Here is a 25,151-nt window from a genome sequence, read left to right on the forward strand (position 1 = left end):
ATTTTAAATTCCAAACTTCAAATTCCAAGTTCCAAGGTTAATTGGAGTTTATAACGACGTTTGGAGATTGGAATTTAATTTATAATTGAAGAATGAAAACAATTTTTTACAGTAACGGAAAATTGCTTATTTCCGGGGAATACCTTGTTTTAGACGGAGCTGACGCTTTTGCCTTACCTACCAAATTTGGTCAAAATCTGGTGGTTGAAAATGGTACAAACCAGGAAATCAGCTGGAAAAGCTATGATTTTGACGGACAGCTATGGTTTGAGGATTCAATTCCTTTTTCAGAGATCATCGACAATCCAAAGTCAGAAATCGAGACTGTAAAAACGACTTTGATTCAAATTCTTCATGAAGCTTATCTTCTGAACCCGGAGTTCCTAAAAAATACTGACGGTTACAAGATCAGCACCCATCTTACATTTCCTAAAAACTGGGGATTAGGCACTTCGTCAACTTTATTGAACAATGTTGCGCAATGGACGAAAGTCAATGCTTTTACTTTGCTAAAAAACAGTTTTGGAGGCAGCGGTTATGACATAGCCTGTGCACAAAATGACACGCCAATTGTTTATCAAATTGAAAATAATGCTGTAAAACCGATCTCTTTTAACCCGGATTTTATAGATAAAATTCATTTTGTGTATCTCAACAAAAAACAGAATAGTAAAGCAGCCATAAAAGCCTATTACAACAATAAAAATCAAAATTTAGCGCAAAATATAGCCGAAAACAACAAAATTACTTCCAGCCTTATCAATGCTAAAACAGCAAAGGAATTTGCTTTTGCTGCTGAAAAACACGAGGTTCATTTGAGCGATATCCTGGAAATGGAAACCATCAAAGAGATTGCTTTTCCAGATTTCAATGGAGTCGTAAAAAGCCTTGGTGCCTGGGGTGGAGATTTTGTGATGGTGATCTCCAAAGAAGATCCCAGATCTTATTTTGCTTCAAAAGGATACGAAACCATCCTGAGTTACGAAGAAATGATTCTGCAAAAATAAAGTCATCAAATTTTAACCGATCTAAAACCAAAAGAAAGGAGATTTTAATTTACTTTTTTACTTTCGCGATCTTTGGTTTCCAGTTTTCGGACTTTTTGATTTTCCTGCACATTAGATTCTCTAAGCGTATTGTGCAGTCGCTCAGCCATTTTTTCTATGTTATTGGTTATAGAATCATAAACCTCTTCCATTCTGCGATGCTTCTCTTCTTTTATTGCCTTCAAAACGTCATCCACAAAAGTTTTATCATACTTCTCAGCAACTGAATCCCTTGTATTGGTTAACCTGATTACATAATCATTACCTAAGACCGTCACTTTAAAATGCTGCTCTTCGTTACTTAAATAATACTTCCCTCCTAATTCATCCCCATTGATTTCGGTACTGCTCAACTTTAAAAGCTCTGTTATTATTCCGAAAATATGATTTTCAATCTTAGAATAAGCTCTGGGCTTTCTTTTCAACAGCTTAAACATAAAGATGGAATGCTAGATTACTAAAGTATTTATTCATCAGTCTTAAATGGGTTTTGTTTGAATTTTAAATTATAATTTCAACAAATTAACTGTAATATTCTTAATACTACAAACTTTTAACCAAAATTACTCACAAAAAAACTAAAAACCAAAATAACAAAGCCCTCTACTCGCACTCAATACATAACAATAAAAAAAACCGAAACATTCTGTTAGAACGTTTCGGTTTTTATATTTAAACCTTAACTAACTAAAAACTAGTAGTTAAATTGCAATCTGTTATCTTCAATTTTAGCGTTAGCTTTCAATGCCGGTAAAATTCTACTTGCATCAGATGCGCTTTGTGCTTTTACTTTAGCCACATATTCTGCGTGATTAGCAGCTGCAGGAGCTTTTACTGTACTGATGTTTTTCACTACATATACACCTGTATTACCTTCAATTGGAGCAGAGATTTTGTTTGCAGCTAATGCAAATGCATTACCTACCACTTTTGGCTCTTGTCCTACACCTCCAGGCAATACCGGGCTATCCATCGTTACGTTAGTCGCTTGTTGAACTGCTACACCAGCACTTTTAGCAATAGCTTCAAGTGATGAACCTTTCATTTTTGCTTTTAAGATCTCCGCTTTTTTCTTGTTCTTTAAAATTGACTCCACATATGGTCTTGCCAAAGTTACTGATACTAAACCTGATTTGTTTTCACTTTTGTATTGTGCAATTACGTGACCGATATTAGCCAATTCAAAACGTTTTACATCTCCAGTGTTCGTTTCTTTATCAAATGCCCATCTGATGATGTTACGTTGATTTCCTAATGGACCAAATGCTTCATCCATCGCTTTTGCAGTTATTGGAGCAGCCACTTTTAAACCTAATTCTTTTGCCGTAGCATTAAAATCTTTATCGGCAGCGTCCATTTCAAATTTAGTTGCCAATGTAAATACTTTATCAGAAGTAGCTTCAGAAGGCTCAATTTTTTGAGCGATAGTAGCTAAACGAATTCCGTCTTGTTTGTCGGTAATTTTGATCACGTGAAATCCAAAAGGAGTTTCAACTAAACCAACTTTTCCAATTCCGTTACTGAATACAAAATCATTGAATGGTTTCACCATTTGGTTTGGACCAAAATATCCTAAATCTCCTCCTTGTTGCGCAGAAGAATCATCTGAACTTGTGAAAGCCAACATCATGAAACTATCAGGATTTGCCTGAACCTGAGCAAGAATTTCTTCTGCTTTAGCTTTAGCTTCTTCTTTCGTTCTTTTCTCTTTTGTATTTGGAGTTTGAGAACCTTCGTATCCAATTAAAATATGACTTGCTTTTGCATTAACTCCTGCTTTAAATCCTAAAGATTTAGAAATTGCATAGTATCTTCCGTAAACATACGGTCCGTAAATTGCTCCTGCAGGCAAACTGAATAATTTATCAGCATCAACAGCCGGCAAAGCATTTTTTGGTACATATGTTGAATCGTAAGGAACATCAGAATTTGAGTTTACAAATTCAGCAATGTTAGTAGCATTTTTAAATCCTGGCAAAGTATCGTTCTTACCTGTTTTAGCATTGTACTCTACTCTTCCGTTTAATAATGCCGTAATTTTAGCTTTAATTTCAGCTTCGTCCTGTTTTGAAGCTTTATCTTCTACTAAAACATATTGAATTTCACGAGTTGCATCCGCTTTGAATTTCTTCTCGTTTTTCTTCATATATTCTACAATCTCTGAATCAGAAATTTTCACTTCACTATCTTTAATCGAAGAATACAAAGCAGCAGCATAAGCAAAGTTTACTTTGTTAGCTTCCATTTCATATTTTAGTTTTCCTTCGCTTACAGTAGTGTAAAGTCCTGATTTTACTAATGTATTGTAGATTTGAAATTTAGCGTTTAGCTCAGCATCTTTTTCTTTTTGAGAGATAAATTGTGCTGCTTCAGGATTGGTTTTAAAGTATTCTTTAAATTTAGCTACATCAAAAATACCGGCAGCATTTAAGAACATTGGGTTTTTACCAATATTCGGATCTGCCTTTAAAACTTCAAGCAGGTGTTTTTCACCAACTCTCAATCCTAATTTATCAAACTGTGTTGATAATAATGCGATTGAAACCTCTTGGTCCCAAACTCTGTTTGCAGCTTCAGTGGAAGTAATTCCTTGACCACTTTTTTCAACATTACTAACTTTAACTCTAAAGTCTTCAAATGAAATATCTTTTCCATCGATGCTTCCCACATCTTTTGAACTTTGACCAAAGGTACCTCTTGTGAATAGATCTTGTATTATAAATGCAAATAATGCAAGTGCAATAACTCCTATCAATAAAGCGGAACGCTGTCTAATTTTTGCTAAAACTGCCATTTTTATTATCGTTAATTTTATATTCAGTTTGCGAAAATACAATTATCTAGTTAATAACAATACAACTAGCGTTTTATTTTACACAATTTTTTTTATTAATTTAAAAAATCACTCTTTTATTGTCAATTTAACCAATTCTATTTTCTTATTTGTGGCTTCTTCAATCACAAAATGATAGTTTCCAATTCGTATTTCTTCTCCTTTTTGAGGAATTTCTTTGGTTGAATTGACAATAAAACCACCTAAAGTCCCGTACGAATCCTCCTCAGGAATCGCTAATTTATAGGTTTCATTTAGATATTCTACATCTAATCGGGTCGAGAACAAATACTTACCTTCTCCCAATTCCTGCTCCATCAATTCCTCATCTAAATCATGCTCGTCTTCGATCTCACCAAAAAGCTCTTCAACAATGTCTTCTATTGTAATAATTCCGGAAGTCCCTCCGTATTCATCCAAAACTACGGCCACATTTTTTCGTTTTTTGATCAACAGATTTAATACATCTTTTATTAAAATGGTTTCAGGAACAAATTCAACCGTCATCAAAACCGATTTTATTGTTTTTGGTTTTTTAAACAAATCAAACGAATGCACATACCCCACAATATCATCGAGTGAGTTTTGACTCACTATAATTTTTGAATATCCGGTTTCTACAAATAACTCTTTAAGATCCGTAACACTGTCAAACAAATCAATATCGACAATTTCGGTACGCGGGGTCATAATATCACGAGCTTTTACACCTGAAAATTCCAGTGCATTCTGAAAAATCTGAATTTCAGAATCTACTTCTTCATCATCTTCAACAGCATTCATTTGTTCTGCGATATAATTCCCCAATTCAACTTTGCTAAAATACAACTGTACCTGATCTCCTTCTGTTTTAAAAAATTTACGCAGAATAAAATCTGAAATCCAAATGAAAAAAGTAGAGAAATAATAGAACAAACGATAAAACAAATAGGCCGGAATCGCAAAAATCTTGATTAAGGAATTGGCGTAAATCTGAAAAAAAACTTTTGGAAAAAACTCAGCAGTTACCAAAACCACAAAAGTCGAAATAGCGGTCTGAATCAGCAAACTTGCTAAATTTGAAAAATGCCCTCCTGAACTGATGATCCATTTCAGAATCAAATCTCCCATGTAAAAGGCATAGACAACCAAAGCCAAGTTATTGCCAATAAGCATTGCAGCAATAAACTTTGAAGGATTTCCGGTAAGTTTTGTTAGAATTTGTGAGGCAAAATTATCTTGTTTTTTTTCAATTTCAAGATAAATTTTATTAGATGAAATAAAAGCAATTTCCATTCCTGAAAAAAAGGCTGACAATATTAGACATAATATTATAATCCCTATTTCCATTGTTTACTGCTTTTTATTACGGTCATCAAATTTCTTAACAAATTTCCTCCTGAAGAAGAACATAAATACTGCCATACCTGCAATTAAAAAACTTAAAGCGGCGGTATCATTTCCATCGTTTATCTTTGTAAAACCATCATAAATAAAGTAAATGGCAAATATGATGTAAACGTATTGTGTATATTTTATGTAACCCATAATCTCTTTTTTTTATTCGTCTGATTCGATCTCGCCGCTCACACGCTGCGAATTAATCACTTTAAAATCCTTACTAAAATCTATCCCTTGCCCATTTGAAGTTCCTTTTGCATCTATAAGCTTAAATTTCCTTTCGGTATAAAACCATTCGTTATTCTGATCGAAGTACAGCTGTTCTGTTTCCAGCATTTGCCCTTCTTCAGAAGTGATTCTAACTTTTCCCTGCAAGTCAATTATGCCGGTTGGCTTATAAGACACTGCATAATTTGATCTGATAAAGGTACGCTTTTGATTTTTATCGTATAAGGTAACATCAATTCCTTTTGGGAATTCGGTAAATGGAAAATCCAAATTAGAATAATCCAGCATTTTAGGACTTTTCAAAACCCCGGTTATACGCCCGGAATCTGTATATTTAATATCAACGGTATCTGCATCACTTCCGGGAACAAACTCTGAGAAGTTAATTTTCTGAACTTCTTTAAAATTACTTTCGCACCCAAAAAACAGTGTCACAGTAAAAACTGTGACAGCCGCTATTATATATCTTTTTGATAAATTCATTTGCCAAATGTAGTAAATTGTAATGAGCTTAAAAAAACATAAAAGTTTATGTTTAATTGAATTTACTTTTCACGAACCATTTATCATTAAATGAGAAGCTCATACTAAAATTGAAATAGTTTTCCTGAACTAAACCTGCTGACGTCGTTCCTCTTTTTCCGAACTCAAGTCCAATATTAACATTTGAAAAAGATCCGTTATTAAGTGGAATCCCCATACCCAACGTCATTCCTAAATCATTGATCTCTTGATTATTTACGACCAAACCAATTTTCTCGTATTTTAATCCGGCTCTATACGTCATTCGGCTAAAATAGCTTGTGAACGATCCATAATTAGGAATATAGTAACCGCCTATCGCATACTTTTGATATTTTTCGTAACGTACATTATCTCTTGTATTGTAAAAATTCGCAAGCTGTCCCTCGCCCTGAAAAGAAATGGTAGTACCTACCAACCATTTTCTGGCTTCTCCGATACCAGCACCAAAGGTTATTTTATTTGGCAACTTTAGTTTATTTGTTTGTTCAGGAGTATTAATTGGATCCGAATCACCATCTACCTGAATAACTCTCGTGCTGTTTGAATTTAAGTTACTGGCAAAAGTATAATTCAAACTGGTAAACAAACTTAGTTTTTTATCAATTTTTGTTTGATACATTGTACCAATATTAAAATTAACACCTGATAACTCAGAAGTATTTGTTTCTCTGGTTGCGTTTTCAACATTTGTTCTAAGCGCTAAACTACTAGTTGTAATTTTCCCGAAATTATATTGTGCATCAACTCCAATATTCCAGTTCTTTTTAATCTTATATCCTAAACCAAAAAACACTTTATTAACTCCGCCTTTTCCCTGAAGCTGCGTACTTGTAGCCCCTTCTGTATCTGTAAGGTCATTTTGAATTTTATATCCAACAGAACTTAACGGAACCAAACCAAACGCTGCACCAAATTTTCCCATTGGAATTCCTAATGCCAAATAATCAAAAGTAGCTCTTTGTGCTTTTTCCGATTTTTCGCCTGTTTTCAGATTAGTTGTACCAAAAGATCCCCCAACTGTAAAAGTTGTAAACTTTAAACTCGCATAACTTGCAGGATTTTCAATATTCAGGTGAATACTATCCTGCTCCACCGCAACTCCTGACATCGATCTGTTTTCAAGGGTCCCTTTAAATCTTGTATCTCCAATTCCGTAGAAAGAATAAGGCGATGCGGTACCCTGCTGAGCGAATGAAACGAACGAGATAAGCAAACAAGCGCTTACTATAATTTTTTTAATCATTGTCGATTTTATATTGAAATGTTTGGTTCAAACTCTCCAAAAGGAAATTTGAATTGGCAAATATGGTATTTTTTAATCGTTTAGCCAAAAAATCTGCATCACCTCCCGTTAAAATTATTATAAAATTTGAAAAGTTTGCCCGATATTCATCGATAAAACCATCAATCTCATAGACGAATCCATTGACCACTCCGGAGTGAATTGCCTGTTTTGTGGAATCTCCAATATAGGAATCCGGAGACTCTAAAGTGAGTAACGGCAGTCTGGCTGTAAAATTGTGCAAAGATTCGTAACGCAGCCTTAGTCCCGGAGATATAGCTCCACCTAAATAATTATCATTTTCGTCGATGAAATCGTAGGTTATACAAGTTCCGGCATCAATTACCAGTCTGTTTTGTTTGGGAAATTTTAAAGTTGCTCCGGCCGCCAAAACCATTCGGTCTATTCCTAATGTTTTTGGAGTTGCATATTTATTGGTGAAGGGAAAAACATCCTCATGGGTTAAAAAATGAACTTTTAGATCCTTTTCGAAAGTCAGGAAAGATTGTTTTTCAATATTTCCAACCGATGCAACTACCAAATCGGAGCATTTCTGAAATTTTTCTAAAATTTTTTTAATTTTTTTTTCGAGCTCATTTTTCTCAAAAGTAAAAATTTCAAGAACAGTACCACCCTCAAATACAGCAGCTTTAATTCGGGTATTTCCAACATCAACCGTTAAAATCATGTTTGTTTTTTTTGCTAGGCGAAGATACGAATTGATTTTTTTAAAAAAATGTTTTGGATAAACGAAAAATGATTCTATCTTTGCACCCGCAATGCGCACAGCACGGTACCTTAGCTCAGATGGTAGAGCAATGGACTGAAAATCCATGTGTCCCTGGTTCGATCCCTGGAGGTACCACCAAAACCCACTCAATCGAGTGGGTTTTTTGTTTTTACTATCTTTCCTTCGCAATCAAACATTCTAACACAAACTTTTTTCTTTCCGATTAGACTTTGCGTTCCTTGTATAATCCTTCATGCACATTCCGGTTAGAAACAGCACACGGATGATACAGATTCTATGTATTATTTTCCAGAGAATAATAACATCTCTCATGATCCGCTTCTGCCTTTTCGGGACTTAAACAATCATGTTCATCTCCCTTAGTGCTTTACACTATTCAATAGCTATGGCTCTCTCTGAGCAACTGTTCCCGAATACTTTCTTCAGGGGCATAAATTATAGCCTAAATATTTTACGATAACTATTCTGCCTAAAAAACAGCATATATCTTTTATTATCTTTTTGTTAAAAAATCATTAAATAAATAAAAAAATATCTTATATATTCGCGAAATAACACTTTATACTTTTATTCATCATCAAGTACACAAAGTAAGCTTATGAGCAATACCTCTACAAAGGGCATCTGGAAAGTAATTTCGGCATCGTCGATGGGAACCATGATTGAATGGTATGATTTTTATATTTTCGGAAGTTTAGCAGTCGTCATTTCAACCAAATTCTTTCCCAGTGATAATCCTACTGCTGCATTCTTATCGACTTTAGCCACTTTTGCTGCCGGATTTGTAGTGCGGCCTTTTGGGGCATTGTTTTTCGGAAGACTTGGTGATATCATTGGCCGCAAATATACTTTTATGGCTACCCTCTTATTAATGGGAGGCTCTACTTTTTTAATTGGCTGTATTCCGAGTTACGAAACCATTGGCTTTTTAGCTCCTTTATTGGTTTTAATTCTTCGTTTACTTCAGGGTCTCGCTCTTGGGGGCGAATATGGCGGAGCTGCTACTTATGTTGCAGAACACGCTCCTGCGGGACAAAAGGGTTATTGGACTTCGTGGATTCAAACTACCGCAACTGTTGGTTTATTTATTTCTTTGATAGTCATATTAGCCACAAAAAATATTCTTTCGCCCGAAGATTTCGATTCCTGGGGATGGCGTGTTCCGTTTTGGGTTTCTATTGTGATGATTGGAATTTCGTATTTGATTCGTAAAAACATGGATGAATCTCCTGTATTTGCCAAAGCTAAAAAAGAAGGAACAACAAGTACCAATCCTTTAAAAGAAAGTTTCGGGAATCGCTATAACCTTAAATTTGTTTTACTCGCATTATTCGGCGCCACTATGGGGCAAGGTGTGGTTTGGTACACCGGGCAATTTTATGCCATGAGTTTTATGAAAACAGTAATGAATATTAATTCGTCACAAGTAGATGAATTACTGGGAATCGCATTGTTGTTCGGAACACCATTCTTTATTTTTTTCGGATGGCTGAGTGATAAAATCGGACGAAAACATATTATGATGGGAGGAATGTTGCTTGCTATTTTGTTTTACAGACCTATTTACAAAAAGATGTACAACACAACCGATCTAAAACACAAGACTGAAATAGCCGAGAAAACAACTACAAATACAGCTGTTTTTAAAGAAAATCAAACCATTACCACTATTTCGAAAACCTATACTGACGGAACTACGTATACAGAAAAGAAAACAAACTTTGCCGATCAAAAAGAATCTCAAAGCAGTGTTATTATAAATATCAATTCCAATGATGAATGGACTTTAATTTTCTTAATTTTCATTCAGGTTTTATTTGTTACCATGGTTTACGGCCCAATTGCAGCGTTTTTAGTTGAACTGTTTCCAACTAAAATCAGATATACTTCGATGTCACTTCCTTATCATGTAGGGAACGGAATTTTTGGCGGACTACTCCCGGCAATTTCAACTTATTTTGTAACTCATGCTAAAGCTGCCGGAAAAGATGATTTTTATCTTGACGGACTTTGGTACCCAATTATTATAGCCTCAGTATGTTTTGTAATTGGAATGGTTTACATCGATAATAAAAATAAAACAAATCACCTTTAATATACTATTTATGAATTCAATTAAACAAGCTTTAGGTGTTCTGTGGATTATACTGGCAATTGCAGCGACTTATTTCTGCATTTTCGAATTTGGCTTACCTAAACTGCTTTCAGACAAACAAGACGATCTTGTATTCGGAATCATTATTCTTTTCATTCTTACTCCATTAATTGTTTTGGGGCTAGGTACTTTTGGCTATTTTGCTGTAGCAGGAGAATACAATACTAAAATAAAAAGATAATTAAAAACGAAAGGACTGTCTAAAAACCGACAGTCCTTTCTCACCACTAACAAAACCAAAAATCTTTTACCTGTCGGTTCTATTTTTCTATTTGTTTCGATAAATTATTTTTTAACAAACTTCATTACCTGAGTATGTCCATTCTCATCAACTGCTTTCACAAGATATAAGCCTGCTTTCAAATCGTTTACAGCAAACTGAGAATCCCTATTCCCTTTCGGATTAAAGCTTTTCACTAATTGACCTGAAACTGCATATACCTGAACTTTTGACACTGGTACATTTAAAGTAAAATAGTCTGTAACCGGGTTGGGATACAGATGAACTGCACTTCCTTTTTCAAAATCTGTAATGGCTAAATTTGCTGCTTTATTACCATAAATTCTATACTCTCCTGCAGGAAGATTTAAGGGAGTATTTACGTCAGTAACATTAATAGTAGTATTGTCCATCAAATTATACCAGGTACCGGCATATTGAAAACCTGTTGGAACATTTTGTGCAGTAATATCAAAATTTGCCACTATTAAAACATCCTTTAACTGGGTTGAAGACAAGGCCGAATTGGTAATTTTAATGTTAACTGATAAAGAATTTGTATTTGCAATTACAGGAGTTCCTAAAAACACAGGCTCCTTTATTTTCAAGGTAATCATCTTTGCCCAGTCAGTGTAAATTTTACTACGCGCTGAATTACCCAGCCAGTTATTGACCCATTGAGGCTGTGGCTTTGTATCTAGTTTACAATCGCCTGCAACGCCATCAAAATCATTGTTAACCGAATTATCATTACAGGTAAAAATAGAGTTCTCCCACCCTAATTCTCCAAAATGCCAGATCATTTTTGGTCCCGGAACTAATAATGAAACGGCGCCAATTGCCGACATTCTGGACAAGGCCGTGTCTAACGTTTTTACATTATACCCTACTGTTGAATTTCCGTATTGTATATTTTTATACATCAAACGTTCTTCATCATGACTTTCAGCATATCCCATTAATCGGTTTGCGGTAAAACCATGACTTTCGCTAGACATTCTTGAAATATTACTCTCATTAGCGTACCCCATTGACAATTGGTTATAGGGTCCTGTCATTTTCCCCCACATCATTACTCCTTTAGAAGGTGTCTCAGCAATTCTGTAATTCGCCCATTCTTTTTCTTCTGTATCAGATCCCAGGTGTTCGAAAATTGTATAATGTGTAGGATCCAAACTCCATGAATAATCAGCATATTTCTTTAATACGTCTACTCTGTCCTGTTGATAGGCATCTGTACAGGCTCCATCCGAAGCCGTACAATTTTGCGTAAAACCTTTGGTTAAATCCCAACGGAAACCGTCAATTTTATATTCTTCTATCCATTGTTTGATAACACGATCGACATAGTTCTGCGTTTTTAGCGACTGGTGATTGAAATCTTCCCCCACATTATAAGCATGTTTCGCCACTGTATTAAAATAGGGGTTTTCAGCAGTTGGCGAACCAAAACCATCTCCATCCGGATCATTCATCCACATTCTCACCATTGGATTTCTTCCGAAAGCATGATTTAAAGCAACGTCCAGAATTACTGCAATTCCATTTTGATGACATAAGTCGATGAATTCTTTTAACTTATCTGAAGTCCCGTAAAATTTATCCAAAGCCATATGAAATGAGGTATTGTAGCCCCAACTTTCATTACCTTCAAACTCCATTACCGGCATTAATTCGATGGCATTTATTTTAAGATTTTTGAAATAGTCGATACGGTCTATTAAACGTTGATAGTTTCTGGCTGCATCAAAATCACGAACCAAAACTTCGTAAACTACTAACTTTTCTTTTTCGGGTTTTACGAAATTGGTCACTTGCCAATTGTATGGTGTTTGTCCGGTTTTTAGAACGGTCACCTCAAAGTTCTGTCCTGTCGGATAAACAGGCATGTTGGCATAAGAAGCTGAAGGAATAGAAGGATCATCATAAGGTGATAACACTAAAGTGGAATACGGATCGGCCGTTTTTACCATCGAAGGTGAATTAGCCAATGGTGTTGTATCTACTACCCAATATTGATACGTATTATTTGCGCCTGAAACCAATCCCGTTAATTCTAGCCAGAATTTACCCGACGCAGGGTCTTTTTTCATAGCATAAGCCGATGAAGGCTGCCAATTATTAAAACTTCCGGCAACGTAAACAAAGTCTTTTAAAGGCGCATCCAAAACCAAAGTCGCTTTTGTGGCATCGGCCAGATTGTAGTTTATTCCGTCTGTCAAACCCGCTGGCATTGTTTCTAAAACCGTATTTGGATTTACCACAACCGAAAACTTCTTTACAATAGTAGTTGCTCCCTGAGTCACACTGAGTTCATAACTTTGATTGCTTGTAATATTTGAGTGAGAATAAGAATAACTTATCGTACTTGTATTGGTATTAATGGTCGCTCCGTTTGACTTCAAGAGGTAGCTCGCCGCACCATTTGTATTGGTGGCCACTATATTAAAATTTGCGCCTGAAACAATAATTGTTGTACTATTTTCTGCAGGACTAGTGAGGCTTACCTGAAAGCTGCCTACTTCTACTAAAATATCCTGCGATTTTTTATCACCATTTCCGTTTTTGGCTTTTACCAAAAAACCAATTCTTCCAATCCCTGTGGTATTGTAATAAACTGTTGGTGTAATGGTTTTGGTATACGTGTCTGTACCCGAATTATAGGTGAATTTGCTCGCCTCGCTTGAAGCATCCCAGGAACCATTATCCGGACTTCCCTTCTGAGTAGTATCGTTGGTATCAAAAGCCCAGGCCCACATATACAAGGAATGATCGGTAATTCCCCAGCTATTCTCATCAACACTGGTACCGTTAATGGTGATGGTAATGGGTGTAGTCTCTTCAAAAGTTGACGGACTTACGGAGTAGCTTACCGTTTGCGTTTGGGCAAAAGTAGCCACAGACCACAAAAATGTGATCCATAGTAAAGTTTTTTTCATAATGTGGTTGATTGGTTGGTTAGTCTGACTAAAAAAAGGGCTATCTTCTAATAGATAGCCCTTTCAATTTCAGTAAAAAATTATTCCTGATTTGGAATCATTAAATAGCTTCCATCTAAATCATTAAAATAAATAACATATTTAGATTTTGCTACTGGTATATTTTCACCGGAACCTCCTCCTGAGAATGGAGTAGTTCCTCCCCATGAAACGTCCCATTTATCATCTGCTCTGAATTTAAGCCCTCCATCTTTCAACGCCGTTACTCCCAGAGTCCAGATATGATCGTTGAACGTAGATTTTTTCATCGCTGTCGATGTATTCCAGCCTCCTGGTGTACTATCGCCAATGATACCAACTGTTCCATACGTTTTAGCAGCAGACGCATCATACGGAGTTAGTTTGTACGTTAGTTTTTGCACATCGATTTTAAAGGTGTAATACCCTTGAGTTGCAATTACAAAACTAGCCGGATCAGCGTCAGATTCTTTTCCTCTGTACACTAAAACATCACCTGCACCACCATACATTGGAGCCCAGCTGCCTAAAGTACTAATGGTTTTAAAAGCACCCGCTTTAAAGAATCCTGTAAATGTATATTCGTTAGGATTTTTTGGATTTCTGAATAAAATTTGGTTTCCTTTATTATTGTCCCATCCTGAAACCGTTGCATCACCAACTAAATACCATTCTGTAAATTTGTAATCTACTTTTCCGGTATAAGGCGTTACACTAATTGTGATTAGTGTTTTAGAAACCTGCGGAACTCCGCCTGAAACACTTGACGCTATTTTGACATCAAATAAAGAGGCTACTTCTGTTTGAGCTCCAAGATCAATCGCTGCCTGGTTCAAATCTTTTGCAAGCACTGCAACCTCGGCTATATTTGTGGTTCTTTCCAGCGTAACTGCTTTCGAAAAATCACCTCCTTTTTTATCAATCAACAACGTATAACTTACTACTACAGGAGCAGAATAGGTTGCTTTAGACCATGTAAATTTGGCCACTTCCTGTGAAGGTTTATCCACATCTAAAACAAATGCTTTTCCTGTTGCAGGTGCCGTAATTTCCGGCGTTACAACAGCTTCAACAATTTGTCTGTTCTCTACATCATCGGCATTACATGAAACAGCTAAAACACCAATAAATGCGATTAAAATTTTATATATATTTTTCATTTTAATGTTTTATAAAGTTAATACCCAGGATTTTGTTTCAATGTTGGATTGGCTTGGATATTTCTTGCAGGAATTGGCATTAAATCTCTGAAAGATGCAGTTGCTGCTCCCGCCATAATTCCGCCTTTCCATTGCCAGATTTTAGATCCTCCGCTAAACTTACCAAAACGAATTAAATCAGTTCTTCTGTGACATTCCCAAAACAATTCTCTTCCTCTTTCATCTAAGATAAAATCAAGTGTTAACTGTGGAAGTGTAATTGCCGGTGCACCCGCTCTGCCTCTAATTTGGTTTACGTATCCTAAAGCTGTATTAAGATTACCGCTGGTAGCTCCTCTAAGAGTAGCCTCAGCATACATTAAATAAGCATCTGTTAATCTGAACATTGGAAAATCAATATCCGGAATATCATTTCTTTGTGCTGCAGAACCATCAGCATTTTTATTGATGTATTTTGTTACTGCATAACCATCCGTAAAGGTCGATACATTATTAATGTCTAATGATTGTCCATTTGTATAGAATGTTCCTCTTTTATCCCCTGTTGCAGTTGCATCAGGAAAAAGAGCTACAAACTCTTTACGAGTTCTAATCCCTTGCCATCCACCATCCATTCCTCTGGATGCCGCATCCATGCTACCTCCAATAGAAGCGTGCATGATAAAACTCATTCCTCCACCAGTTGCTCTAATGGCATTACCATCACTAACAATTGGGAAAATAACTTCAGACTGAGCGCCATTTCTGTTATTATCTGCAGAGAATAAGTATCTGTACGGAACATTTGCGAAAGTATAACCTGAACTCGTAATAATTTCATTACACAATGTTGCAGCTTCATTGTTCTTGTCTACACCAATGTATACTTTAGCGTTCAAATAAACTTGCGCCAATAAAAATTTGGCAGCCGTTTTATCCACTCTTCCATATTCATTTGCTTTTGAAGCTACTAAGCTATTGTCTAAGTCCTTCAATTCAGATTCAACAAAAGCAAAAACTTCCGCTCTTGTTTTTTGCTCCGGGTAAAAGAATCCAACAGGGTCTTTTTCTGTTGTAATTGGCACATTCCCGAACAAATCCATTAAGTTGTAATAAGAGAAAGCTCTTAAGAAACGAGCCTCAGCTCTAAAGTTAGCGATATCAGCTTTCAGCTTGGCATCAACATTTCTTGACGCTAATTTCTCTTCTGTTGTTTGTCTTAAAAACTCATTCGCAACACTGATGTGGTAAAACGCTCTGGAGAAAGTCCCTTCCAAAAACTCATTTGCAGGAGACCATGTTTGCGCATTCAAAGTTGGTAAAGTACCATCAGCCCAGGCAATAATCGCTTCATCTGTGGTAAATTCCTGTGTCACAAAAAGTAATCTTAAGTAACTGCTAAAGTCACCACCAAGTCCAGCGATATCAGGGTTTTTTCCAGGTATAGCCGCATCACCATCACCATCATTACCTCCAACATACAAACCTGCATATAATTTAGCTAAAACTTGTTTGTACGATGCCGGATCTTTAAAAAAGGTTTCTGATAAAAATTCATCATCATCCTTTGGCGTCACGTTTAAGTCGTCCGTACACGAAGTAAGCGTCATACTTAATCCTAAAACGAATAGGAAAAAATAAGATATATATTTAAATGATATTTTCATTTTGTTTGTTTTTAAATTTTTGATTTTCAGTCTACTATTAGAAATTCGCATTTACACCAAACAAGAATGTTCTTGCTCTTGGATAAACGTTATTATCAATTCCGTTGAATTTCTCAGGATCTAAACCATTGTATTTTGTTAGAATGAAAACATTCTGAACTCCAGCTGTAAATCTTAAAGAAGCACCTTTAATGATCGTTTTATCAAAAGTATATCCAAGTGTAACGTTGTCTAATTTGATAAAAGAAGCATCTTTCACAAAATAGTCAGACAAGTAACGTGATGTACCATTGTCTTCAAAAGTGAAACCAGTATTGTAGTAATCTGAACTTACGTTAGACAAATCTGTTTGTCTTCTTAATCCTGCATCAGAATACCCTAAATTAGAACTTACGTTATCAAAAATCTTATTACCTACACTTGCTCTCCAGTTCATTGTAAAGTCAAACTTTTTGTAGTTTAAGGTAGAAAACAATCCAAAAGTATAATCAGGTGCAGCTTTTCCAGCTCTGTAACGGTCAGCCGTATCAATTTTTCCGTCTCCGTTACTGTCTACATAAGCCCCGGCAATTGGTCTTTTGTTTGCATCGTATAATTGCTCGTATACAAAAAATGAGTTTGGTGCATAACCTACTGAGTTAATCAGGATTTTATTTCCGTTACCTCCGGCGATATTATCTCCCGTTAAATACCCCTGAAAACCAGGAACTGTAATTCCTAATTCCGAAATATTCTGATCAATATAAGTCGTGTTAAAAGCTACATTCCAAGTCAGATTATCGCTTTTAATAATATCAGAAGCAATACTAAATTCAACCCCTTTTGTTCTTACACTTCCAATATTAAAGAAACCTTGATTTCTAATATTAGCACCATCAGGAACTGCTATATCCGCTAACAAATCAGATGATTTTTTATCAAAATAGTTGATAGATCCTGTAATTCTGTCATTGAAGAATCCGTAATCGATACCAATGTTAGATTCTGCCAATTCTTCCCATTTGATATTTTCGTTATATCCTTCTGGTCTTGCAGTTGGATAAATGGTATTACCAAAAATGTATTGTGAGTTAATTGTTCCTAAAGTTACCCTTTGTAAATAATCGTACTGAGCAGAGATATCCTGTTGTCCTGTCGTTCCGTACCCCACTCTTAATTTCAAACTGGAAACCGTTGAATTCCCTTTTAAGAAAGCTTCTTCAGCAACATTCCATGCAAAAGCACCTCCTGCGAAATTTCCCCATCTGTTGTCTTTAGAAAAACGGGAAGTTCCGTCTCTTCTGTAATTTAAAGTCAGTAAATATCTGCTGTCGTACCCTAAATTCAAACGTCCGAAGAACGATTGTAAGTTCACATCCGGATCTGTAGCTACGTCCTCATTAGGATTTGGCTGTCTTGTTTCTCCAGATGAATATTTTTCTTTTTGAAACAATTGGTAGTTATAACCTGCCGTTGCATCAATTTTAATTTTTCCTAAATCTTTAGTATAATTAAAATAAGCATTTAAGTTTTTATTTTGAAGTGCATCCGTATATCTCGAATAGTTTCCAAGATTTACATAACCCGGATCGCTGAATGCTTTTGGCTGAAATCCTAAAATACTTTGTGTACTTACTTCAGTAAATCCGCTGCTGTCAAATCTGTCGATACCTGCTTCAGCAACAACTCTTAAATCTTCAAAAAAGTGAAGTTTATAATCTACTCTAACATTCCCCCATTTTCTGGTTGAAGTTGCTCTTCTGTTATCCTGATTTAATCTTGCTACAGGATTTCTTGCTGGTAATAACGGTAAATTTCCGTTTGGCTCCAACCATTCAAAGTATCCTCCATAACGAGAACCTGTCTTATAAACCGGTTGCGTAGGATCAAATCCGATAGCGCTTCCGATAACTCCACCCTCATCCTGAAATTGATTTTTACCGAAAGCTAAATTTCCGCTAATATCGATTTTTAAATGATTGTCAAACAATACCGGATTTAACGATATCGATGTCGTAGTTCTTTCAAAAGAAGTGTTTCTTAAGATTCCAGGATTATCAATATTACCAACAGATAAACGTACTGGCAATTTATCAAATAAAGAACCGCTTACAGAAATATTATTGTTGGTTGTCAAGGCTGTATGAAAAATTTCATCCTGCCAGTTTGTATTTGCATTCCCTAGTAAAGCCTGTTGTGCAGGAGTACCTTTGGTTTTTACTAATTCTCTGTATTGATCAGCACTCATTACATCCACTGTATTGGCTACTGTATTGATCCCAACCTGAGAACTGAAGTTCACTTTAACCCCACCTTTTGATCCTTTTTTAGTTGTAATTACGATTACACCATTTGCAGCTCTTGATCCGTAGATTGCAGCAGCAGATGCATCTTTAAGTACTGTAAAAGATTCAATATCATTAGGGTCAATGGTAGATAAAATACTGGTAGAACCGCTTGGTACCGCATTGCTTAACGGAAGTCCGTCTAAAACAATTAATGGCTCGTTTGAAGCATTTAAAGAAGATCCTCCACGAATTCTGATATCTGCTTTAGCTCCCGGGGCACCACCTCCTGTAACATTCACACCTGAGATACGACCGCTAATTAAACTCTCCGGTGTCACGTTAATTCCTTTGTTGAAGTCTTTTGCAGCGATTTGAGATACAGAACCTGTCGCATCCTTTTTCTTAACCGTACCGTAACCTACTTGCACGACAACTTCTTTAAGCTGATTGGTATCTTCTTCCAAAGAAACGTTTAGTGTTTTTTGACCATTATAAGCTACAGTTGACGTTTTATATCCAATAAATGAAACCAAAATTTTGTCCCCATTTTTTACATTAGATAACTGAAATTTACCGTCAAAATCTGTTGATGCTCCACCGGGAGCACCCTGTACATTTACATTTACTCCCGGGATTGGCTGTCCCGTTGCCAAATCGACAACTGTTCCGGTTAAAGTGCTTTGAGCTAGCACAGTAAACGGCAACAAGAGGAATAAAAATAACAACTTTTTGTAAATTGTTTTCATACTTTTTGTTTAAATTTAGTTTGAGTTTTTGATTGTTAGTTAAGTTTTTAATTTTACTTCGAATTTCAAAATTAGGAATTAATTAACATGACCAACCGGTTGGCTTTTTTATTGGTTTACGAAAACGTGGTAGTGTTGAAAACTTTCTTTTTTTTGTAATCTTTTAAGTCAAAAATTGTCGATTTTAGAAATAAAAGATACCTTTATTAACAATTAGATTTTTTTCAAATAACAACTATGAAACGTAAAATAACCCTAAAGCAGATCGCAAAGGAACTTGACGTCTCTATTTCAACGGTCTCAAAATCATTAAGAGACAGTCAGGAAATAGGAGAAGAAACGCGCGCAAAAGTGCAGGCATTTGCAAAGTTTTACAACTACAAGCCCAACAATATTGCCCTTAGTTTAAAAAATCGAAAAACCAAAAGTATTGGTATTATCATTCCGGAAATTGTACATCATTTTTTCTCTACTGTGATCAACGGAATTGAACAGGTTGCTAATGAAAATGGCTACAGCGTTGTGATCTGTTTGTCTGACGATTCGTTTGATAAAGAAGTCTTAAATATGGAAATGTTAGCCAACGGAAGTATCGATGGTTTTATCATGTCACTCTCTAAAGAAACACAATACAAAGGTGATTTTCACCACATTACTGAGGTTATCAATCAGGGAATGCCGGTGGTCATGTTCGACCGTGTCACCAATGATATTTTATGCGACAAAGTCATTATTGATGACAAAGCAGCTGCTTATGAAGCCGTTCAGAGTCTGATTGACAACGGCCGCAAAAAAATCGCTCTGGTCACTACCGTAGATTATGTAAGTGTGGGAAAACTCAGAACCGACGGTTACGAAAAAGCACTTCTCGATAATGGATTGCCTTTTAATGAAGATTTAATCATAAAAATCGAAGATGTAGACACTTGCGAAATCACCATCAGTCAGTTATTGCATGACCGTGCATTTGATGCTGTTTTCGCCGTAAATGAGCTTTTTGCGGTAACCATTATCAAAACCGCAAGCAAAATGGGCCTCAAAGTTCCCGAAGATATCGCTGTAATTGCCTTTACTGACGGAATTATTTCTAAATACTCTACTCCAAGCATCACAACCGTAAGCCAGAGTGGTGAAAAAATGGGGAATAAAGCCGCTAAAATGCTGATCGAAAGACTCGAAGCGGAACATGAGGACGATGAAGAAGAGAACGAAAATTACACTACAGAAGTTATTGAAACCCATCTGATAAAAAGAGAATCTACTGACTAAAAACCTAAAAATCAAGATTTTCTAAAGTCACAAACAACATTTATGACTTTTTTGTTAGCGTATTTAAAAAAATAATTAATACTTTTACGCCTGCTCAAAGCTTTTACTTTTACTTCGAAAATAATAAGTAAGTTTTGATAAGCAAAGCGCTTATCGTCTAATTAATTCTTTAATTACGATAATGGAAAAGCGTAAATTAAGTTTCTGGGAAATTTGGAACATGAGTTTCGGTTTCTTGGGAATACAGTTTGGTTTTGCACTGCAAAATGCAAATACTTCAAGAATTTTTGAAACTCTGGGTGCCAAAATTGACGAAATTCCAATTTTATGGATTGCGGCTCCGGTTTCAGGATTAATTATCCAACCCGTAATTGGTTATTTTAGCGATAGAACCTGGACTCGTCTGGGCCGACGCCGCCCCTATTTTCTAATTGGAGCCATCTTGTCGTCTGTTGCCTTATTCATCATGCCCAACTCTCCAACTTTATGGATCGCTGCCGGTACTCTATGGATTATGGACGCTTCGATAAATGTTTCAATGGAGCCTTTCCGCGCTTTTGTTGGAGACAATTTACCTGAAAAGCAGCGTACTTTAGGTTTTGCCATGCAAAGTTTCTTTATCGGAACCGGTGCGGTTGTAGGTTCGGTTTTACCCTATCTTTTTACTAATGTTTTTGACGTAAGTAATACGGCTCCGGAAGGAATTATACCGGACTCTGTTAAATGGTCCTTTTATATTGGCGGAATTGTTTTCCTGCTTTCTGTTTTATGGACTGTTTTTAAAACAACAGAATACACTCCTGAGGAACTTCATGCTTTTGAACTTCAAAGCAAAAAAGACAAGGAAGATCTTATCCTCAATCCGGAAACAGAATCTCAAGGTAACATCAAAAGACAATTCTTTTTAGGATTACTATTGGCGGTAGTTGGAGCTCTGGTTTCCTTTTTAATTTTCGAGAACAGTCTGGCTAAAGAACTATACATTCTGTTTATCGGATTGGTTTTCATGGGTGTTCTATTCATGATTGCTTCACAATTAAGAACTTCTAAAGTTCACAATGGTTTTACGATCATCATGACCGATCTATTGAACATGCCTGTCACGATGAAAAAACTGGCCTGGGTGCAGTTCTTCTCCTGGTTTGCCTTATTCTCAATGTGGATTTATACGACACAAGCGGTTACACAACATATTTTTGGTACTACAGACACTACTTCTAAAATTTACAATGATGCCGCCGACTGGGTTTCAGTTTTGTTCACAGTTTACAACGGAGTGGCTGCAGCAGTTGCTTTTTTATTGCCGGTTATTGCAAAAAAAGTAGGCGTTAGAGCAACACATTTATTGGCCTTATGTGCCGGAGGTGTTGGTTTAATCTCCATTTATTTTATTGGCGACAAACAAATGCTGATCCTACCAATGTTAGGAGTGGGTATCGCGTGGGCAAGTATACTTTCAATGCCTTATGCCATGCTATCCGGAGCTTTACCGGCAGCAAAAATGGGATACTATATGGGAGTTTTCAACTTCTTTGTAGTCATACCACAAATTGTAGCTGCCACAATCTTAGGATTTGTCATTAAACAATTCTTTCACAACGAACCTATCTACGCCTTAATTATTGGAGGTGTATCTATGATATTTGCCGGATTACTTACCCTTAGAGTAAATAGCAGAACTAAAATTGAAATTCATGAATAATAAAAAAGCATTCATCTTCGATCTTGATGGAGTGATCGTTGATACCGCTAAATACCACTTTTTAGCCTGGCAAAAAATTGCAAAGGCCTTAAATATAAATTTTACACACGAACACAACGAATTACTTAAAGGAGTAAGCCGCGTGCGTTCATTAGACATAATCCTCGAATTAGGAAACGTTCCCGCTTCTCAGGAAGACAAAGACAAATGGCTCATTCAAAAAAACGAAGACTACTTGTCTTATTTGGTTGACATGAATGAAAGCGAAATTCTTCCCGGAGTTTTTAAAATTCTTCAATTTTTAAAAGAACAAAATCAGGGAATTGCATTGGGTTCTGCCAGTAAAAATGCACGCCCGATTCTGGAGAAAACCGGAATACTTTCGTACTTCGATGTTATTGTTGACGGAAACGACGTTACCAATGCCAAACCGGACCCTGAAGTTTTCCTAAAAGCAGCTCAATTGTTACAGATTAGCCCTGAAAACTCTTTTGTTTTTGAAGATTCAGTTGCCGGAGTTCAGGCCGCCAATATTGGAAAAATGACCAGTATCGGAATCGGTTCCAAAACAATTCTACACGAAGCACACTATGTCTTTGAGGATTTTACCTCAATGGATATTCAATTCATCAAATCATTAATCGCAAAATAAATCAATCAATCGCAAAAATGAATCAAGATTACATTAAACCAGACAATTGGTCCATCATCGAAGAAGGCTTTGACGCTGAAAGAGTAAAATCATCAGAAAGTCTTTTTAGCATCGGAAATGGTGCTATGGGACAACGTGCCAATTTTGAAGAAACCTATTCGGGTGAGACTTTTCAGGGAAGCTACATCGCGGGAATCTATTATCCGGACAAAACAAAAGTAGGCTGGTGGAAAAACGGATACCCTAAATACTTCGCCAAAGTATTAAACGCTCCAAACTGGATTGGAATTGACATTCAAATCAACGAAGAAAACCTGGATTTGCACCATTGTACTGCTGTGAAAAATTTTCGCAGAGAATTGAATATGAAAGAAGGCTGGTACAATCGTTCTTTTGAAGCTACTTTAAAAAACGGAACCGAAATTGCCGTAAACATTCGTCGTTTTCTTTCTTTAGATCTGGATGAAACCGGAATCATTAAGTACGAAATCACTCCTTTGAACAAGGATGCCAAAATTGTTTACAAACCTTATATTGATGCAGGAGTTACCAATGAAGATGCCAACTGGGACGAAAAATTCTGGGAACCTCTTGAAGTTAAAAAAGCAGCAAATGAAGCTTTTGTAACAGCGCAGACTTTTAAAACGCATTTTAAAGTAACCACTTTTATGCACAATACGATTTTTGCAAACGGAGAAAATGTAAACATTTCGCCTTCAACAATCGATTCAACTGCAGATAAAATTCAGTTTACTTACGGTACCATTATCGCAAAAGGGCAAACCTCATCGATCCAAAAAATTGGTGGATATACGGTTTCTTTAAATCATGAGAATACTTTAACTGCAGCCGAAAAATGCATTAAAACTGCCGTTACTCTTGGTTATGACACTTTACTTCAGAATCAAATCAATGCCTGGAGTAAAATCTGGGAAATGTCAGACATTACCATTGACGGAGACGTAAAAGCACAACAAGGAATCCGTTTTAATATTTTTCAGTTAAATCAGACTTACTTAGGGAAAGACAGCCGTTTGAATATCGGACCTAAAGGTTTCACCGGAGAAAAATATGGCGGATCTACCTATTGGGACACTGAGGCTTATTGCATTCCGTTTTACATGGCCACTAAAGATCAGCAGGTTGCGCGCAATTTACTGACCTACCGTTTCAATCAATTGGACAAGGCAATTGAAAACGCCAAAGACAATTTAGGCTTTAAAAACGGTGCCGCTTTGTATCCAATGGTAACCATGAACGGTGAAGAATGCCACAACGAATGGGAAATCACACACGAGGAAATCCACAGAAACGGAGCTATCGCTTTTGCGATTTACAACTACCACCGTTTTACCGGAGACTACTCTTATATTCCCGAAAAAGGTTTAGAAGTACTCATCGGGATTGCACGTTTCTGGCACCAAAGGGCTTCTTTCTCTAAAGCCAAAAATCAATATGTGATTCTGGGCGTTACAGGTCCGAATGAATACGAAAACAATATCAACAATAATTTCTATACCAATTATACTGCAAAATGGTGTATTAATTATGCCGAAGAACAAATTAACAAAGTGGCTGCCGAATATCCTGCAGATCATCAGCGAATTATGGAAAAAGTAGCTCTTTCTCCTGCTGAAATTCTGGAATGGAAAAAAGTTGCCGATAACATGTATTTCCCAACTTCGGAAGAATTAGGCATCTACCTGCAGCAAGACGGGTTCTTAGACAAAGAATTGATTCCTGTAAAAGACTTAGACCGTTCTCAGCGTCCTATCAATCAAAAGTGGTCCTGGGATCGTGTATTGCGTTCCCCTTACATCAAACAAGCCGATGTTTTACAATGTTTCTATTTCTTTGAAGATCATTTTTCTAAAGAAGAATTAAAACGTAATTTTGAGTTTTACGAATCCTTTACGGTTCACGAAAGCTCGCTGTCGCCTTGTGTTCACTCTATTCAGGCTGCTGTTTTAGATAAAATGGATATGGCTTATACTTTCTATTTAAGAACCTCCCGTTTGGATCTCGATGATTATAACAAAGAAGTTGAAGAAGGCTGTCATATTACCTCAATGGCCGGAACGTGGATGAGTATCGTAGAAGGTTTTGGAGGAATGCGTGTGAAAAACGATCAGCTTCATTTTTCTCCAAAAATCCCAAAAGAATGGAACGGTTATTCTTTTAAAATTAATTTCAGAAATCAAATTTTAAAGGTAGCTGTAAATCATAACGAAACAACTTTTACGGTAGACAGTGATCAGGATTTAACCCTTGTAGTGAATGGAAATCCGGTAACCGCAGAAAAATTGTTTCAAACCAATTAATACAACACACT

The 25,151-nt window shown here is 36.3% G+C and carries 18 protein-coding genes and 1 tRNA gene; 8 read left to right on the forward strand and 11 right to left on the reverse strand.

Annotation, left to right across the window (positions count from 1 at the left end):
• The first annotated feature begins 92 nt into the window (after positions 1 to 92).
• Positions 93 to 1,007, forward strand: a complete 915-nt coding sequence (locus tag BHE19_RS03415; protein ID WP_070905956.1) for a GYDIA family GHMP kinase — start codon at positions 93 to 95, stop codon at positions 1,005 to 1,007.
• A gap of 44 nt (positions 1,008 to 1,051) precedes the next feature.
• Here BHE19_RS03415 and BHE19_RS03420 read toward each other — a convergent pair whose 3' ends face one another.
• The 7 genes from BHE19_RS03420 to BHE19_RS03450 all read right to left on the reverse strand — a co-directional run bounded on the left by BHE19_RS03420 (position 1,052) and on the right by BHE19_RS03450 (position 7,982).
• Positions 1,052 to 1,483: a hypothetical protein gene (locus BHE19_RS03420; protein WP_070905959.1), complete on the reverse strand. Its 432-nt coding sequence runs from the start codon at positions 1,481 to 1,483 to the stop codon at positions 1,052 to 1,054.
• Positions 1,484 to 1,740: 257 nt separating this feature from the next.
• Positions 1,741 to 3,840: a peptidylprolyl isomerase gene (locus tag BHE19_RS03425; RefSeq protein ID WP_070905961.1), complete on the reverse strand. Its 2,100-nt coding sequence runs from the start codon at positions 3,838 to 3,840 to the stop codon at positions 1,741 to 1,743.
• A gap of 108 nt (positions 3,841 to 3,948) precedes the next feature.
• The gene (locus BHE19_RS03430) at positions 3,949 to 5,208 is read right to left on the reverse strand and encodes a hemolysin family protein (RefSeq protein ID WP_070905962.1); all 1,260 of its coding nucleotides are present in this window, start codon (positions 5,206 to 5,208) and stop codon (positions 3,949 to 3,951) included.
• 3 nt (positions 5,209 to 5,211) lie between these two features.
• The gene (locus BHE19_RS03435; protein ID WP_017494781.1) at positions 5,212 to 5,406 is read right to left on the reverse strand and encodes a hypothetical protein; all 195 of its coding nucleotides are present in this window, start codon (positions 5,404 to 5,406) and stop codon (positions 5,212 to 5,214) included.
• A 12-nt stretch (positions 5,407 to 5,418) separates the two neighbouring features.
• On the reverse strand, positions 5,419 to 5,970 hold the full coding sequence (gene lptC / locus BHE19_RS03440; protein ID WP_070905964.1) for an LPS export ABC transporter periplasmic protein LptC: 552 nt from the start codon (positions 5,968 to 5,970) through the stop codon (positions 5,419 to 5,421).
• 52 nt (positions 5,971 to 6,022) lie between these two features.
• The gene (locus BHE19_RS03445; RefSeq protein WP_070905965.1) at positions 6,023 to 7,255 is read right to left on the reverse strand and encodes a hypothetical protein; all 1,233 of its coding nucleotides are present in this window, start codon (positions 7,253 to 7,255) and stop codon (positions 6,023 to 6,025) included.
• Positions 7,248 to 7,982 (reverse strand): type III pantothenate kinase, encoded by a 735-nt coding sequence (locus tag BHE19_RS03450; protein ID WP_070905967.1) that lies wholly within the window; start codon positions 7,980 to 7,982, stop codon positions 7,248 to 7,250. Before BHE19_RS03450 ends, BHE19_RS03445 begins: the two co-directional genes overlap by 8 nt.
• 104 nt (positions 7,983 to 8,086) lie before the next feature.
• Here BHE19_RS03450 and BHE19_RS03455 point away from each other — a divergent pair.
• The 3 genes from BHE19_RS03455 to BHE19_RS03465 all read left to right on the forward strand — a co-directional run bounded on the left by BHE19_RS03455 (position 8,087) and on the right by BHE19_RS03465 (position 10,381).
• Positions 8,087 to 8,162, forward strand: a tRNA-Phe gene (locus BHE19_RS03455).
• Between the two features lie 481 nt (positions 8,163 to 8,643).
• Positions 8,644 to 10,140: an MFS transporter gene (locus tag BHE19_RS03460; RefSeq protein WP_070905969.1), complete on the forward strand. Its 1,497-nt coding sequence runs from the start codon at positions 8,644 to 8,646 to the stop codon at positions 10,138 to 10,140.
• 10 nt (positions 10,141 to 10,150) lie between these two features.
• Complete coding sequence (locus tag BHE19_RS03465; RefSeq protein WP_070905972.1) at positions 10,151 to 10,381, forward strand: DUF6814 family protein; 231 nt, start codon at positions 10,151 to 10,153, stop codon at positions 10,379 to 10,381.
• Between the two features lie 104 nt (positions 10,382 to 10,485).
• Here BHE19_RS03465 and BHE19_RS03470 read toward each other — a convergent pair whose 3' ends face one another.
• The 4 genes from BHE19_RS03470 to BHE19_RS03485 all read right to left on the reverse strand — a co-directional run bounded on the left by BHE19_RS03470 (position 10,486) and on the right by BHE19_RS03485 (position 19,196).
• Positions 10,486 to 13,359 carry an alpha-amylase family glycosyl hydrolase gene (locus BHE19_RS03470; protein WP_070905974.1) on the reverse strand — a complete coding sequence of 958 codons (2,874 nt, stop codon included), beginning with the start codon at positions 13,357 to 13,359 and terminating at the stop codon, positions 10,486 to 10,488.
• Positions 13,360 to 13,439: 80 nt separating this feature from the next.
• Positions 13,440 to 14,537, reverse strand: a complete 1,098-nt coding sequence (locus BHE19_RS03475; protein ID WP_070905976.1) for a SusE domain-containing protein — start codon at positions 14,535 to 14,537, stop codon at positions 13,440 to 13,442.
• A 17-nt stretch (positions 14,538 to 14,554) separates the two neighbouring features.
• A complete protein-coding gene (locus BHE19_RS03480; RefSeq protein WP_070906562.1) occupies positions 14,555 to 16,183 on the reverse strand; it encodes a RagB/SusD family nutrient uptake outer membrane protein in 1,629 nt (542 codons plus the stop codon).
• 37 nt (positions 16,184 to 16,220) lie between these two features.
• A complete protein-coding gene (locus BHE19_RS03485) occupies positions 16,221 to 19,196 on the reverse strand; it encodes a SusC/RagA family TonB-linked outer membrane protein (protein ID WP_070905978.1) in 2,976 nt (991 codons plus the stop codon).
• Between the two features lie 237 nt (positions 19,197 to 19,433).
• On the opposite strand from BHE19_RS03485, the gene BHE19_RS03490 reads away from it, so the two are divergent.
• The 4 genes from BHE19_RS03490 (at position 19,434) to BHE19_RS03505 (ending at position 25,140) form a co-directional block, all read left to right on the forward strand.
• Entirely contained in the window at positions 19,434 to 20,465 is a 1,032-nt protein-coding gene (locus tag BHE19_RS03490) for a LacI family DNA-binding transcriptional regulator (protein ID WP_017494772.1), read from the forward strand.
• A 181-nt stretch (positions 20,466 to 20,646) separates the two neighbouring features.
• On the forward strand, positions 20,647 to 22,167 hold the full coding sequence (locus BHE19_RS03495) for an MFS transporter (protein ID WP_070905980.1): 1,521 nt from the start codon (positions 20,647 to 20,649) through the stop codon (positions 22,165 to 22,167).
• Positions 22,160 to 22,819 carry a beta-phosphoglucomutase gene (gene pgmB, locus BHE19_RS03500; RefSeq protein WP_070905982.1) on the forward strand — a complete coding sequence of 220 codons (660 nt, stop codon included), beginning with the start codon at positions 22,160 to 22,162 and terminating at the stop codon, positions 22,817 to 22,819. The genes BHE19_RS03495 and pgmB overlap by 8 nt, the downstream gene beginning before the upstream one ends.
• 17 nt (positions 22,820 to 22,836) lie before the next feature.
• Positions 22,837 to 25,140, forward strand: a complete 2,304-nt coding sequence (locus tag BHE19_RS03505; RefSeq protein ID WP_070905985.1) for a glycoside hydrolase family 65 protein — start codon at positions 22,837 to 22,839, stop codon at positions 25,138 to 25,140.
• Positions 25,141 to 25,151: the final 11 nt, after the last annotated feature.

This window comes from Flavobacterium tructae, assembly GCF_001853485.1.
In the GTDB taxonomy this organism is placed as follows: Bacteria; Bacteroidota; Bacteroidia; order Flavobacteriales; family Flavobacteriaceae; genus Flavobacterium; species Flavobacterium tructae.

What these genes read in the sequence shown, in the direction of transcription:
- BHE19_RS03505 (WP_070905985.1), top strand. Translation starts at nt 22,837, where the DNA reads ATGAATCAAGATTACATTAAACCAGACAATTGGTCCATCATCGAAGAA.
- BHE19_RS03450 (WP_070905967.1), bottom strand. Translation starts at nt 7,982, where the DNA reads ATGATTTTAACGGTTGATGTTGGAAATACCCGAATTAAAGCTGCTGTA.
- lptC (WP_070905964.1), bottom strand. Translation starts at nt 5,970, where the DNA reads ATGAATTTATCAAAAAGATATATAATAGCGGCTGTCACAGTTTTTACT.
- pgmB (WP_070905982.1), top strand. Translation starts at nt 22,160, where the DNA reads ATGAATAATAAAAAAGCATTCATCTTCGATCTTGATGGAGTGATCGTT.
- BHE19_RS03480 (WP_070906562.1), bottom strand. Translation starts at nt 16,183, where the DNA reads ATGAAAATATCATTTAAATATATATCTTATTTTTTCCTATTCGTTTTA.
- BHE19_RS03460 (WP_070905969.1), top strand. Translation starts at nt 8,644, where the DNA reads ATGAGCAATACCTCTACAAAGGGCATCTGGAAAGTAATTTCGGCATCG.
- BHE19_RS03445 (WP_070905965.1), bottom strand. Translation starts at nt 7,255, where the DNA reads ATGATTAAAAAAATTATAGTAAGCGCTTGTTTGCTTATCTCGTTCGTT.
- BHE19_RS03485 (WP_070905978.1), bottom strand. Translation starts at nt 19,196, where the DNA reads ATGAAAACAATTTACAAAAAGTTGTTATTTTTATTCCTCTTGTTGCCG.
- BHE19_RS03420 (WP_070905959.1), bottom strand. Translation starts at nt 1,483, where the DNA reads ATGTTTAAGCTGTTGAAAAGAAAGCCCAGAGCTTATTCTAAGATTGAA.
- BHE19_RS03430 (WP_070905962.1), bottom strand. Translation starts at nt 5,208, where the DNA reads ATGGAAATAGGGATTATAATATTATGTCTAATATTGTCAGCCTTTTTT.
- BHE19_RS03495 (WP_070905980.1), top strand. Translation starts at nt 20,647, where the DNA reads ATGGAAAAGCGTAAATTAAGTTTCTGGGAAATTTGGAACATGAGTTTC.
- BHE19_RS03425 (WP_070905961.1), bottom strand. Translation starts at nt 3,840, where the DNA reads ATGGCAGTTTTAGCAAAAATTAGACAGCGTTCCGCTTTATTGATAGGA.
- BHE19_RS03465 (WP_070905972.1), top strand. Translation starts at nt 10,151, where the DNA reads ATGAATTCAATTAAACAAGCTTTAGGTGTTCTGTGGATTATACTGGCA.
- BHE19_RS03490 (WP_017494772.1), top strand. Translation starts at nt 19,434, where the DNA reads ATGAAACGTAAAATAACCCTAAAGCAGATCGCAAAGGAACTTGACGTC.
- BHE19_RS03415 (WP_070905956.1), top strand. Translation starts at nt 93, where the DNA reads ATGAAAACAATTTTTTACAGTAACGGAAAATTGCTTATTTCCGGGGAA.
- BHE19_RS03475 (WP_070905976.1), bottom strand. Translation starts at nt 14,537, where the DNA reads ATGAAAAATATATATAAAATTTTAATCGCATTTATTGGTGTTTTAGCT.
- BHE19_RS03470 (WP_070905974.1), bottom strand. Translation starts at nt 13,359, where the DNA reads ATGAAAAAAACTTTACTATGGATCACATTTTTGTGGTCTGTGGCTACT.
- BHE19_RS03435 (WP_017494781.1), bottom strand. Translation starts at nt 5,406, where the DNA reads ATGGGTTACATAAAATATACACAATACGTTTACATCATATTTGCCATT.